The 12008-nt window shown below is 70.7% G+C and carries 13 protein-coding genes; 10 read left to right on the top strand and 3 right to left on the bottom strand.

Annotated features, from left to right (window positions below):
* Positions 1–19 precede the first annotated feature (19 nt).
* From ACN28A_RS34370 to ACN28A_RS34355, 4 genes are read left to right on the top strand one after another with little or no spacing between them, the layout of a single operon-like run.
* Positions 20–1024: an ABC transporter substrate-binding protein gene (locus tag ACN28A_RS34370; protein ID WP_421402633.1), complete on the top strand. Its 1005-nt coding sequence runs from the start codon at positions 20–22 to the stop codon at positions 1022–1024.
* A gap of 36 nt (positions 1025–1060) precedes the next feature.
* Positions 1061–2335 carry an MFS transporter gene (locus ACN28A_RS34365; RefSeq protein WP_421402631.1) on the top strand — a complete coding sequence of 425 codons (1275 nt, stop codon included), beginning with the start codon at positions 1061–1063 and terminating at the stop codon, positions 2333–2335.
* Positions 2336–2364: 29 nt separating this feature from the next.
* Positions 2365–2544 (top strand): 50S ribosomal protein L32, encoded by a 180-nt coding sequence (rpmF, locus tag ACN28A_RS34360; protein ID WP_421402629.1) that lies wholly within the window; start codon positions 2365–2367, stop codon positions 2542–2544.
* Positions 2541–3785 (top strand): GTP-binding protein, encoded by a 1245-nt coding sequence (locus ACN28A_RS34355; protein WP_421402628.1) that lies wholly within the window; start codon positions 2541–2543, stop codon positions 3783–3785. Before rpmF ends, ACN28A_RS34355 begins: the two co-directional genes overlap by 4 nt.
* 622 nt (positions 3786–4407) lie before the next feature.
* Here ACN28A_RS34355 and ACN28A_RS34350 read toward each other — a convergent pair.
* Entirely contained in the window at positions 4408–4668 is a 261-nt protein-coding gene (locus ACN28A_RS34350) for a type B 50S ribosomal protein L31 (protein ID WP_421402626.1), read from the bottom strand.
* A complete protein-coding gene (locus tag ACN28A_RS34345; RefSeq protein WP_421404802.1) occupies positions 4665–5969 on the bottom strand; it encodes a CobW family GTP-binding protein in 1305 nt (434 codons plus the stop codon). The genes ACN28A_RS34350 and ACN28A_RS34345 overlap by 4 nt, the downstream gene beginning before the upstream one ends.
* A gap of 137 nt (positions 5970–6106) precedes the next feature.
* On the opposite strand from ACN28A_RS34345, the gene rpmB reads away from it, so the two are divergent.
* The 5 genes from rpmB (at position 6107) to ACN28A_RS34320 (ending at position 9419) form a co-directional block, all read left to right on the top strand.
* Positions 6107–6343, top strand: coding sequence for a 50S ribosomal protein L28 (gene rpmB / locus ACN28A_RS34340; protein ID WP_107258086.1), 237 nt, complete (start codon positions 6107–6109; stop codon positions 6341–6343).
* Positions 6343–6510 carry a 50S ribosomal protein L33 gene (rpmG, locus tag ACN28A_RS34335; RefSeq protein WP_107258087.1) on the top strand — a complete coding sequence of 56 codons (168 nt, stop codon included), beginning with the start codon at positions 6343–6345 and terminating at the stop codon, positions 6508–6510. Before rpmB ends, rpmG begins: the two co-directional genes overlap by 1 nt.
* A 122-nt stretch (positions 6511–6632) precedes the next feature.
* Positions 6633–7325 (top strand): hypothetical protein, encoded by a 693-nt coding sequence (locus ACN28A_RS34330; RefSeq protein ID WP_421402624.1) that lies wholly within the window; start codon positions 6633–6635, stop codon positions 7323–7325.
* Between the two features lie 203 nt (positions 7326–7528).
* Entirely contained in the window at positions 7529–8599 is a 1071-nt protein-coding gene (locus ACN28A_RS34325) for a permease (RefSeq protein WP_421402622.1), read from the top strand.
* 43 nt (positions 8600–8642) lie between these two features.
* Positions 8643–9419: a TIGR03943 family putative permease subunit gene (locus ACN28A_RS34320; protein WP_421402620.1), complete on the top strand. Its 777-nt coding sequence runs from the start codon at positions 8643–8645 to the stop codon at positions 9417–9419.
* A 55-nt stretch (positions 9420–9474) separates the two neighbouring features.
* On the opposite strand, the gene ACN28A_RS34315 is transcribed toward ACN28A_RS34320, so the two are convergent.
* Positions 9475–10611, bottom strand: coding sequence for a hypothetical protein (locus tag ACN28A_RS34315; RefSeq protein WP_421402618.1), 1137 nt, complete (start codon positions 10609–10611; stop codon positions 9475–9477).
* Positions 10612–10769: 158 nt separating this feature from the next.
* Here ACN28A_RS34315 and ACN28A_RS34310 point away from each other — a divergent pair, with 158 nt between their 5' ends.
* Entirely contained in the window at positions 10770–11948 is a 1179-nt protein-coding gene (locus tag ACN28A_RS34310; RefSeq protein WP_421402616.1) for a hypothetical protein, read from the top strand.
* Positions 11949–12008 lie beyond the last annotated feature (60 nt).

The raw sequence follows: 12008 nt of genomic DNA, 5'->3' as shown, positions 1-12008 counted from the left end.
CAGGTAAGTAGGTCCATCGATGTCCATCCCTCACCAGCGCTCCGCGACCATCCGCGGCACCGCGACTGCCCTTGTCGTCGTCGCGTTGTTGTCCGCCTGCGGAGCCACCGTCGACGACTCCGCCGCCCCCGACCGGAAGGTGGTCGTGCAACGCTGCGGCGAGGAGATCGAATACACCACCCCCCGCCGGGCCGTCGTCTACGAGGGCGGCAGTGCCGACAAGATGTTCGCGCTCGGCCTCACCGACCATGTCCACGGGTACGTCATGCCGCCGGCCAATCCACCCGTCACCGAGTCACCCTGGGCACAGGAGTACGCGAAGGTGGAATTCCTCAGCGACGACCTACTCAACCGGGAGCTGGTCGTGGACGCCAAGGCCGACTTCGTGGTCGCCGGTTGGGGTTCCGGATTCAGCGACAAGCGGGGAATCACCCCGGAGATTCTCGACGGCCTCGGCATCCAGAGCTTCATGCACACCGAATCCTGCTTCAACTACCCGGGCTTCCCGCAGCGGACGACCCCGTTCGACGGCCTCTACACCGACCTCGAGCGCCTCGGCCGGATCTTTGGGGTCGAGGCACGGGCAACCGAGACCGTCCAAGGCTTGCGGCAGCGCGTCGAGGCGGTGAAGGCACAGACGACCGGCACGGACCGGACGCCGGTGTTCCTGTACGACTCGGGCACCGACCAGCCCTTCACCGCCGGCCGTCAGGTACCGCCGACCGACATCATCTCGTTCGCCGGCGCCCGGAACATCTTCGCGCAACTCGACGCACGCTGGACCCAGGTGAGCTGGGAAGCCGTCGTCCAGGGCCAGCCGGAGATCATCGTCATCCTCGACTACGGAGACAAGCCAGCCCAGGAGAAAATCAACTTCCTGAAGACCTTCCCCACCACCAGGAACCTGCCCGCCGTGGTCAACAACCGGTTCTTCGTCCTCGACTACAACGAGGGAATCAGCGGACCACGCAACGTCGACGGTCTCGAGAAGTTCGCTGCCTACCTCCGAAACCTCCAGCCCTGACCTCGGCGACGAATCGGCAGAGGAGGAAACCCGCCCGTGACCGCAGCGCCCCGCCTTCCCGAGAACGCCGTCAGTCAGCCGTCCATCCTGCGGGATCAGGCGTTTCTCCGGCTGTGGTCGGGCACCACCGCCTCCGGGTTGGCGACCTGGGCACTGCCGTTCGTGCTCGGCCTCGCGGTACTCGACCATGAACTCTCCCCGGCCGGGCTCGGGCTGCTGCTGGCCGCCCGCACGGTGGGATTCCTCGCCGCGGTCGCCGTCGGCGGGGTGATCGCCGACCGCTACTCCCGCCGCAGGGTGGTGCTGTTCTCCGGGCTGGCCGCCGCTGCCGCGACGCCGGTGATCGCGGCAGGAACGGGCTGGTCGATGCCGTTGACAGCCGTCGCGGCGGCGGTCGCCGGGGCCGGACAGGGCGCATGCCGGCCGGCGTTCCAGGCACTGACCGCCGAGGTCGTCGACGAAAGACGACGCCAGCAGGCCAACGCCGCCATGACCCTCTCCGTCCGGGTCACCACGCTGGTCGCACCCGCCCTGACCGCGCTGCTGGCCACCGTCCTCGACACCAATGCCCTGCTACTCGGGATCGCCCTTCTCTGGCTGGCCACGGCCCTGCTACCGCCGGCGGGGGCACCCGCACCACCCACCGGACAGGACCATGGCACCTTCTTCGCCGAGTTCGCCGACGGAGTGCGCGAAGCCCGCCGACACCCCTGGTTTCTCGCCGGTCTGGGCGCGCTGACCGCCGTCATCGCCACCGGCTACTCCGCCACCGGGGTCGCCCTACCGCTGATCAGCCGAGACCGGTACGGCACCGAGGCCGTCCTGGCCGGGGCGGCCACCGCGTACACCATCGGCGCACTCGCCGGTGCGCTGTTGATCGCACGGTGGCGCCCGCGAAGCCAGGGCTGGGCCGCGCTCGCCGGCCTGGCCTGCTACGGCTTCGCCCCACTCGGCCTCATGCTGCCCGTGCACCCCCTCCTCGTGATCGCCGCGTACGCACTCGCCGGCATCGGGATCGAACTGTTCAACGTGCCGTGGTTCACCGCCACCCAACGCGAGGTGGAACCCCGCAAACTAGCCCGGGTTTCCTCGCTGGACTTCCTCACCTCCTACGGACTCGCCCCGCTCGGGCTCGCCCTTATCGCCCCCGCGATCCACACCTTCGGCGCGACCGCCGTACTCGGCACCACCGCGCTCGTCTGCTTCCTTGCCCCCGCACTCGCCGCAACCGTCCCCAGCGCCCGGCGTTTCGCCAACTCTCACCCTCACCGTCATCCGGCCCGTAATGACAACGAAAATCAGATCGGATAGCCTGGGCTTTCACGATGAGAGGATCGCCAGTGGCTGTACCAAAGCGGAGGATGTCCCGGTCGAACACCCGGCACCGACGCGCGCAGTGGAAGGCGAGCCTGCCGCCGTTGACCCCGTGCCCCTGCTCGCGCAAGGAGATGGTGCTGCCGCACCACGCCTGCGTGCACTGCGGGCTCTACCGGGGGCGCCAGGTGGTGGAGCAGCCGTGACCGGTCGGCTGCCGGTGACGGTGCTCTCCGGTTTCCTCGGTGCCGGCAAGACCAGCCTGCTCAACCATGTGCTGGCGAACCGGGAGGGACTGCGGGTCGCCGTCATCGTCAACGACATGAGCGAGGTCAACATCGACGCCGCGCTGGTCCGCGACGGCGGTGCGCTGTCGCGGACCGAGGAGCGGCTGGTCGAACTGACCAACGGCTGCATCTGCTGTACCCTCCGCGACGATCTGCTCGACGAGGTGGCCCGGCTGGCCCGGCAGGATCGCTTCGACTATCTGCTCATCGAGTCCAGCGGCATCTCCGAGCCGATGCCGGTCGCGGCGACCTTCGCCTTCGGGGTCGAGGACGGGCAGGTGCTCGACGACATCGCCCGGCTGGACACCACGGTCACCGTCGTCGACGCGGCCAGTCTGTTCGATCGGATCGAGGCGGGAGAGACGCTGGAGCAGCGCGGGCTGGCCGCGTACGACGGCGACGACCGCAGCGTCTCCGACCTGTTGGTCGATCAGATCGAGTTCGCCGACGTCCTGGTGGTGAACAAGACCGACCTGGTCGCGGCCGACGACCTCGCGGTGGTGGAGGCGTTGTTGACCCGGCTCAACCCGGCGGCCCGGCAGGTCCGCGCCGTACACGGACGGGTGCCCCCGGCGGAGATCCTGCACACCAACCGCTTCGACCTGGAGCGGGCGGAAACCGCACCCGGCTGGGTGGCCGAACTGAACGGCGGCCACGTCCCGGAGACCGAGGAGTACGGCATCTCCAGCATCGTGTTCCGCGACCACCGGCCGTTGCATCCGCAGCGGCTGTGGGACCTGCTCGGCGACGGGCTCGACCGGTTCGGCGTACTGCGGTCCAAGGGCTTCCTGTGGTTGGCCAGCCGCCCGGACGTGCAGGCGCTCTGGTCCCAGGCCGGCCCGTCCGGGCGCTGCGACCCGGCCGGCGTGCCGGTCGTGGTCTCCGCAGAGTGGCCGGAGGATCCGGCAGAACGGGCCGACCTCGAAGCCCGCTGGCATCCGGTCTTCGGCGACCGGCAACAGGAACTCGTCCTGATCGGCGTCGGGCTGGACGCCGACGGGCTGCGTACGGCGCTGGAGGGCTGCCTGCTCACCGAGGCCGAGATCGCGGCCGGCGAGGACGCCTGGCGAGACCTACCCGACCCTTTCCCGGCCTGGGACCTCGCCGACCTCGACCATCACGAGCACCCGGCGCCGGTCGGCGCCGCTGGCCCTCACTGACCATGCCCGGCGGGACGCTCCGGCGGAACGGCAACCGGGCGCTGCTGGCCTTCCGGGTCGCCGGGGAGGCGCCGTGACCACCTCTCCGTCGGGTCCCGGGGGCGTCGTGGTGGTGCTCTCTGCGACGGGCAGCGGTGCCGGGCATTACGCTCCCGCGCGGCGGTGGGATCGGTCGTTGCCGGCGGCGCTGACCTGCTCGACGTGCTCCGCGAGGTGGTCCGGGGCAGCAGAGGTGCCGTTCTCGTCCGGGGGCAGTGCCTGGGAGCCTGCCACCGAGCGCCGCTGGTTTTCTTGGTGCACAACGGGAGCCGCCCGGACGGCAGGGGCAGGCGCGGTTCGCTCGTCGGTCCGGTGGAGCGGGCGGAGCAGGTGGCCGAGGTTGTCAACCTGGTTCGGCAGGCTGACCGGCGGCCGGACTGACGACACCAGCCCGCGGTCGCGAGAGGGACCGCGGGCCGGTGGCGACCACCGGTCAGCGACGATGGCCGACGTACACGCTTCGTGCCTCGAGTGATTCCAGGTCGATTCGACGGCCCAGCCAGGTACCAGATGCGATCGTTCTCGGCCGCACCGACCAGGTGGCCTACCCGCGCCGCCCGGTCGATGCGTACCGTGCTGGTCGTCAGTGCTGCTTGGCGCCGTGTCGGGCGTACTTGGCGCGGAACTTCTCCACCCGGCCCTCGGTGTCGACAAAGCGCTGCCGGCCGGTCCAGAACGGGTGGCTGGCAGAGGAGATCTGCACGTCGATGACGGGGTAGGCGTTGCCGTCGGTCCACTCGACCGTCTGGTCGCTGGTGGCGGTGGAGCGGGTGAGGAAAGCGAAGTCGGCGGCGCGGTCGCGGTAGACGACGGGCCGGTACTCCGGGTGGATGCCGGGCTTCATGCGGGTTCTCCTTCGGTGTCGGTCGGGTTCTGGTCGGCTGAGTCAAGGTCGGGGAGGGGAAAGCAGCCGGCGAACGGGTCGGGGTAGCGGCGCCAGGTTTCCTCGCCGTCGGCGAGTTCGGCGTCGCTGAGCAGGCAGCGGTTGAGGGTGCGGTGCAGGTCGGCCGGGTCGAGGTCCAGGCCGATGAAGACCAGGTGCTGGTGGCGGTCGCCGTAGTAGGGGTCCCAGTCGAGGGTGGCGGCGAGCTGCCGGTGGACCGGCTGGTGCTCCCAGTGCTCCTCGGGCAGGGCGGTCAGCCAGTGCCCGAGGCTGCCGAGGCCGAGCCCGCCGCCCGCGAAGTCCCAGGCGACGGCGGTGTCGGGCTGGCTGGCCAGCCAGAGGTGGCCACGGGAGCGGATCGCCTCGGCCCCGAGGTCTTCCAGCGCGTCGTGCAGCCGCTCCGGGTGGAACGGGCGGCGGGCCCGGTAGACCACCGACACCACGCCGCAGTCCGGGTGCGGCTCGTGTACGCCGAGGAGGTGGCCCTGCAGGCCGCGGGTCAGCACGCCCGGGGTCTCCGGGTGGTGCCGGCCGGTGCCGCGCAGCTGCTGCCCCAGGGTGAACGCGTCGACGAGGTCGCCGTCGACGCGCACCTGCGTCGCCCACGGCACCATCCGCGCCAGCAGTACCGAGAGGCGATCGGTGTCGTACGCCCCCTCCGGGGACCGTCCCCACAGGACGACGGTGTCGGCGTACTCGAGTTGACGGACGATCACGTCGGCGAGCCCTCGGTCGTCGTTGTCGGCGGCGTGGATGTCGAGGGTCCTGAGGTCGTCGGTGCTGGCCAGTCCGTCGAGCAGGTGCTCGGCGTCGGCCACGGTGACGTACGAGTCGATCCGGAGCAGGTCGGTGATCGGGGCGCCGTCGACCAGGCAGTGCTGGCAGGCGGCGGCGACCGCCTCCGGCTCGACCACCTCGGGCAGCATCAGCACCAGGTCGCGGCCGGGATGGGTGTGGACCAGGCGGGCCAGGGTGGGCAGCACGTCCTCGCGCAGCGTGCAGGAGACGCAGCCGTGGGCCAGCGTGATCCGCTCTTCCTCCAACACACCCGTGCCGTCGCGGACCGTCCGGCGTACCACGCCGTCGCGCACGGCCGTCAGGTCGTGCCGGACCAGCAGCAGCGAGGGGTCCGCCGCGAGCAGTGTCCGGGCGACCGCGTACGTCGCGGACGGCCAGAAGCCGCTGAGCACGGTCAACGACGGGCGGCTGCCGGCCGCCGGTGTGCTGGTGTCGGCCGGGGCGAGTGGTGACGTCGACATCACGATCCTCACAGGTAAACGAAAACGATTGCCATTATAGTATGGCGGCCGGCGGCGATCCGGGTCCCGGGTCGTCGCGGTCGATCCGCGACAGAGTCGTCGAGCCGCAGAAGTCGTCCATCCGTAGCAGAGGAGATGCCATGTCCCGACGATGTGAGGTCACCGGCGCCGAGCCCAGCTTCGGCAACGCCGTGTCCCACTCCCACCGGCGCACCCGCCGCCGGTGGAACCCGAACCTCCAGCGGCACCGCTACTGGCTGCCCTCGGAGAAGCGCTGGATCACCCTCAGGCTCACCGCCAAGGCGCTGCGCACCGTCGACCGCAAGGGCATCGAGAAGGTCGTGGCCGAGCTGCGCGTCCGGGGAGCGAAGCTCTGATGGCCCGGCAGACCGACATCCGACCGGTGGTCAAGCTGCGCAGCACCGCCGGCACCGGCTACACGTACGTCACCCGCAAGAACCGCCGCAACGACCCCGACCGGCTGGTCCTGCGCAAGTACGACCCGATCGTCCGCCGGCACGTCGACTTCCGTGAGGAGCGCTGACCCGGTCGCGACGGCACCGGGGATCCAGCCGTATCGGCGGCGTACCCGAGGGTGACATGCTCTACCCCATCTGCGGGGCCGGCCAGGGGCGGTGGCCGCCCCGCCAGACTCGAAGGAGAGGGATGAGCAACCGAACCAAGCTGCGCTCCGGGCCGCGCGGGTCCACGCCGGCCGTTCCGACATCCGCCGGTCGCCGGCTGGCCATGCTCGCCTTGGCTTTCGCGCTCGGGGCGCTTCTCGCCGGCCCGATCGGTGCCGTGACGGCGGGCGGCGACGAGGCGCCGATGGGCGACGAAGTGGCGCGGCTACGCGCAGCAGAGGCACGGCGCGACGCCGCGCAGATCGTCGACCTCACTGCCCAGGCCAGGCAGGTGCAGCAAAGCCTCGTACCTGTACTCGACGGTTTCGCCGTGGCGGTGCCGGTGGCGGGCGCGGTGCCCGGTCCGCTCGCGGCCCGGACCGTCGTGACCGACTGGCAGACGGCGACCGGCGCGGCCGTCGAGGGCTTCGCCGATCCACCGTCAGCCGGCACGGGTGTCAACATCGCCCGTTCCGGCCTGGCGGCGGCGGTGCGGGCCCTCGACCTTGCCGTCGACACGTACGCGGCCGCGCTGGCCGCGCCGGACGCCGGACGACCGCCGCTGTTGGATCTGGCCGGGCGGCAGCGGGACGTGGCGGTCGCCACCTGGTCGACGGCGGCTACCCAGCTCGACGTACTCAACGTCGATGCCGGACACGGACACGCCCATGTCTTCCTGCCCGCGGTGCCGGGGCAGGGCGCGTTGACGTCCGACGGCGCGCCGGAAGGCAGGTAGTACGTGGCCGCTGCACTGATCGGGCTACGGCGTCGGAAGCCGCCTGGAAACTGGGGCCGCGGAGTGTGGTGAGGGATGCCGTGCCTCGGGTTAGAGTGACTGGCCCAGTTCTTCCGGGAGAGGCAGGTCGCTCCGTGACGGTACCGGACCGAGTAGACGCTCGGCGTGCCCCGTCGGAAGATGACGTCGACTCGGGCGTGTCCGTGAGCGAAGCGGATCCGGGCAGGGCACCGGCGGGCGACCGCGGCCAGCATGTCGACGCCGACGATGACGACCAGTCGGCTGAGTCCGGCCAGCCGGCCCGCTCCTGGCGGCGCCCGTTCGGGGATCGGGTCGGCTCGGTCGAGGTTCTCGCGCTGTTGCTGATCCTGCTGATCATGTTTCGGGAACCGGTGGCATCGCTGATTTCCACCCCCCGAATGCAGACCTGGACCACGGTCTTCGTCTCGGTGATGGTGCAGGCGGTGCCGTTCCTGGTCTTCGGGGTGGCGCTCTCCGCGGTGATCGCCGTCTTCGTGCCCCGGTCGTTCTGGGCGCGGGCGCTGCCCCGACATCCGGCGCTGGCCGTACCGGTGGCGAGCGCGGCCGGAGTGGTGCTGCCCGGCTGCGAGTGTGGTGCGGTGCCGATCGCCGGTTCGCTGATCCGGCGGGGCGTCACTCCGGCCGCCGCGCTGGCGTTCCTGCTCGCCGCTCCGGCGATCAACCCGATCGTGCTGGCCGCCACCGCGGTCGCCTTTCCGAACAACCCGGAGATGGTGGTCGGTCGGGCGGTGGCCAGCCTGGCCGTCGCGATGATCATGGGCTGGCTCTGGCTGCGGCTGGGCCGGGCGGACTGGATCCGGCTGCCGCGCCGGCCCGAGCTGGACGACCTGTCGAAGGCCCGGGCGTTCTGGGCGGCGGTACGGCACGACATCGTCCACGCCGGCGGCTTCCTGGTCCTCGGCGCGATGGCCGCGGCCTGCATCAACGTGCTGGTGCCCGAGCGTTGGCTGCAGACCCTGGCCGACAATCCGGTGCTGTCGGTGCTCGCGCTCGCGATACTGGCGGTGCTGCTGTCGATCTGTTCCGAGGCCGACGCCTTCGTGGCCGCCTCGCTGTCGCAGTTCTCGCTTACGGCCCGGCTGGCCTTCCTGGTGGTCGGTCCGATGGTCGACCTGAAGTTGATCTCGATGCAGACCGGCGTCTTCGGTCGCCGGTTCGCGGCCCGGTTCGCGCCGACGACGTTCGTCGTCGCCGTGCTGGTCGCGGTGGGAGTGGGGGCGGTGCTGCTGTGACCGGAATTCGCGTGCGGAGCACTGGTCGGGCCGGAGGTTTCCGGTGAACCGGCAGGCGCAGGCGGTTGTCCTGCTGCTGCTCGGCGGGTCGGTGCTCAAGGCCAGCCTCACCGACGTCTACCTGCGGTACGTCAAGGAGGGGCTGCGGCCGTTCCTGATCGCCGCCGGTGCGGTACTGGTGGTCGCCGCGGTGATGACGCTGCTGCACGATTTGGTGCGGCGTCCTGGCGTGGCAGGCGGGGCGGGTGACCACGACCATGGACAGGCTGGCGGTGGAGACGGAGTTGGAGACGGACCGGCCGACGACGGGCACGGGCACCACGAACCCCGGGTGGGCTGGCTGCTGATCCTGCCCGCACTCGGGCTGCTGCTGCTGTCGCCACCGGCACTCGGATCGTATGCGGCCGGGCAGTCCGGGACGGTGCTGGCCAATCAGGAAGTCGAGATCTATCCACCGTTGCCGGCGGGTGACCCGGTCCAGATCGGCCTGCTCGACTACGCCGGACGGGCCATCTTCGACGAGGGCGACACGCTCCGCGACCGGCGGGTGCAGCTCACCGGCTTCATCGCGTCCGGACCAGACGGTGAACCGATCCTGGCCCGGATGATTCTGTCCTGCTGTGCTGCCGACGGCCGGCCGATCAAGCTCGGCATGTCCGGGGACGTGCCGGCCGGCCTGCCGCCGGACAGTTGGGTCGAGGTGATCGGGCGGTACACCACGCAGGTCGGCAAGGATCCGGTGAACGAGGTGGAGATCCCCTACGTCCAGGTCGAGTCATGGCAGCGGATCGACCCGCCGAAGCAACCGTACGAGCAGTGACGTTCGTTCGGGCATTCCCGGGGTTGGTCCTCGTCAAGATGGACCGGCACCGGACCTAGATCGACCTCATGTCGAGGGTGTGCCAGACGGTCTCCTTGCCGACGCCGGTCGACCACCAGAGAAAGCCGCCGCGGGACTGCACCGTGCCGACGCCGCGCGCGATCTCGACAGTGCGCCGTCGGGTGATGTCATAGAGGTAGAGGACGCGACTGCTCTGCTCGGGATTGTCGGCGTTGCCCTCGGTCAGCACCTCGAAGCGATCCAGTGCGGCCACGTCGACGACGGACGGCAGCGCGGTGTCCGGCGAAACGACCTGACGGTCGCCGCCGTCCGGCCGCATCAGGACACTCTGCGGCTGTCCTTGCAGAGGCACGACGAGCAACCGGCACCAGCTCGGGCTACAGGTGACCACCTCGTCCGGGATGGCGGCGACCTGCGTCGTCCGCCGCTCCACCACGTTGTGCAACCGGATCGGCCCACCGCTGCCGATGCTGATCAGGTAGGGCCAGCGGGAGAGTTCCCAGTCGCCGGGCTGCGCCTTGACGGTCACCGGGCCACCGTCGATGGATACCGCACGTAGTTCCGTGTCGGTGCCCTGGTCAGGTGAGGCAGCGGCCCAGTGCAGCCATCCGTCGGCGATGGCGAGGTCGTACTCGGATCCGAGGTACAGGAACTGGCCGGTGTCAGCGGTCAACCGCCGGGCCGGCCGATCTCCGGCGAGGTCGGCGCTCCACAGCTCGGTATGCGCACGGCCACTGGCGTCGATGGTCGACTCGGCCCAGACGATCGTGCCCTTCTCGACGGCGATGGCGGCGAACTCCGGCCCGTCCACGTTCGGGAGGCGGCGCAGTTCGCGCAGTTGCCCACCCGGGGCGCGGTAGAGCAGCCGCAGGTGGGCGCCGCCTGGCTCGGGCGCCGTGCCGATCGAGGCCGTCGCGTCGAGAAAAAGCGTCGGATAGTACACCGTGCCATCAGGCAAACTGGCGTTGATGCTGGCGCGCTGGGCGTTCGGCCAGACCTCTGCCGCGTGGGGCGGCAGCGAGGCGGTGGGCCCGGCCTCGGGCGGTGGCGGTCGCCAGAGCAGCACGCCGGCAGCCGCGACCGCGACGACCAGGGCGGCCGACCCGCTGACCCGGCGGCTGCCCACCCGCCGTCCGGCGAGCGTGCTGGGCCGGGCAGCGACACGGCTCATCTCGAACATCCCATCTGGCCGTCCACCCGTACAGTATCGCGATCGAGTTCTCCGACGAGTTCTCCGATCGGGCACGATGGCGGCGGAGAGCGGTCGCAGCACGAGGACGCTGGTAGCCGGGCCGGGACCAGGTGGGTCTGGGACGACGGACCACCGGGATGCGGCATCCGCGGGGCCGATTACAGTGTCGGTCACCCGTACCGGATGGCCCGGTGCGGCCCCGTGCCCGTCGCCGGGAGGTGGGCTTGTCGAGCAGACCGGTTGTCGGCGCGCCCCGACGGGCGAGAACGCTGCTGAGCCTGACCGTTGCCGTGGCGGCGATCTGCGTGCTGCTGCTGGTTCCGCCCAGTGACCGACAATCCGCCGTCGCACCGGTGTCAGCGGTGCTCGCCTGGCCGGGCGTGCAGCGCGGAAGCGTTCCCGCCGACCTGCCTGACGGCACCTCCTACACCCCGGCCTGGTTTCTCGGCGCCCGAACGTCGATCGGCACCGCGCGGAGTCGTGACGGCGCCTACCTGCGGCTGCTGGTCCATCAGGCTGACGGGTCGCTGCGGCAGCTGCGACGTCTGCCGACCCGCGACGCCCCGTCGATCGCGGCGGTCACGGTCAGCGGCGAGGTGGTGGTCTGGGCCGAAGGCCGCGGGAATCGCAGTCCGCAACTGTGGGCGGTCAACCTCCGCGACGGACGACCGCCGTGGCTGGTGACCGTCGACACCGGCGAGGCCCGCTTCTACCAGTCGGAGTACGACCTGGTGATCGCGGACGGCCGGGTGCGCTGGGTAGCCACCGCCGACAACGACGTGACCGAGGTGCGGTCGGTGGCGCTCACCGGCGGCCGGGTGCAGATCACGGTGGAGACGGGTACGTGGCAACTGTCGGCGTGGCCGTGGCTGGTCGACGGCGCTACCTCCGTTTCCGGCTCGACCAAACTGAGAAACGTCGTCACCCGCCGCGACGTCGCGGTGTCGCCGAGCCACAGGGCGGTGACAAACTGCAGTCCACGCTGGTGTCGGGTCGTCTCGTTGACCGGAGACGGCTACCGCATCGATCTGATGAACCCTGACGGCACGGACCGCCGTAGAGTCGCCGAGGGCTCGGTGGAGACCGCCGTCACCGACGTCGGCGCGCTCGACCGCTTCGACGTGTACGCGGAACTCGGCGGCAACGGGGACCTGACCGGCAGTGTGCGGCTCTTGGTCTACGACATCGCCCGCCGGAGACCGGTCGAGGTCAGTCCCGCCGCCGCCGACGTCGTCTATCGCGGCGGGGTGCTGTGGTGGTCGACCGGTAACCAGGAGCTGTTCCTGCGACACAGCCTGGACCTGCGTACCGTCTGACCGCGGCTGCGGAGCGACGCCGTCCGGAGGTCGGGGAACGGTCAGATCCCGTAGCTGCGT

Origin of the sequence: Plantactinospora sp. WMMB782 (assembly GCF_049179135.1) — a bacterium.
GTDB lineage: Bacteria > Actinomycetota > Actinomycetes > Mycobacteriales > Micromonosporaceae > Plantactinospora.
Note: the sequence above shows the minus strand (reverse complement) of the source record. Positions and strands in the feature narration are given on the sequence as shown.

Excerpts from the sequence above, each read along its gene's own strand:
- ACN28A_RS34310 (WP_421402616.1), top strand. The coding sequence starts at position 10,770 with ATGCGGCATCCGCGGGGCCGATTACAGTGTCGGTCACCCGTACCGGAT.
- rpmG (WP_107258087.1), top strand. The coding sequence starts at position 6,343 with ATGGCCCGGCAGACCGACATCCGACCGGTGGTCAAGCTGCGCAGCACC.
- rpmB (WP_107258086.1), top strand. The coding sequence starts at position 6,107 with ATGTCCCGACGATGTGAGGTCACCGGCGCCGAGCCCAGCTTCGGCAAC.
- ACN28A_RS34350 (WP_421402626.1), bottom strand. The coding sequence starts at position 4,668 with ATGAAGCCCGGCATCCACCCGGAGTACCGGCCCGTCGTCTACCGCGAC.
- ACN28A_RS34370 (WP_421402633.1), top strand. The coding sequence starts at position 20 with ATGTCCATCCCTCACCAGCGCTCCGCGACCATCCGCGGCACCGCGACT.
- ACN28A_RS34330 (WP_421402624.1), top strand. The coding sequence starts at position 6,633 with ATGAGCAACCGAACCAAGCTGCGCTCCGGGCCGCGCGGGTCCACGCCG.
- ACN28A_RS34315 (WP_421402618.1), bottom strand. The coding sequence starts at position 10,611 with ATGAGCCGTGTCGCTGCCCGGCCCAGCACGCTCGCCGGACGGCGGGTG.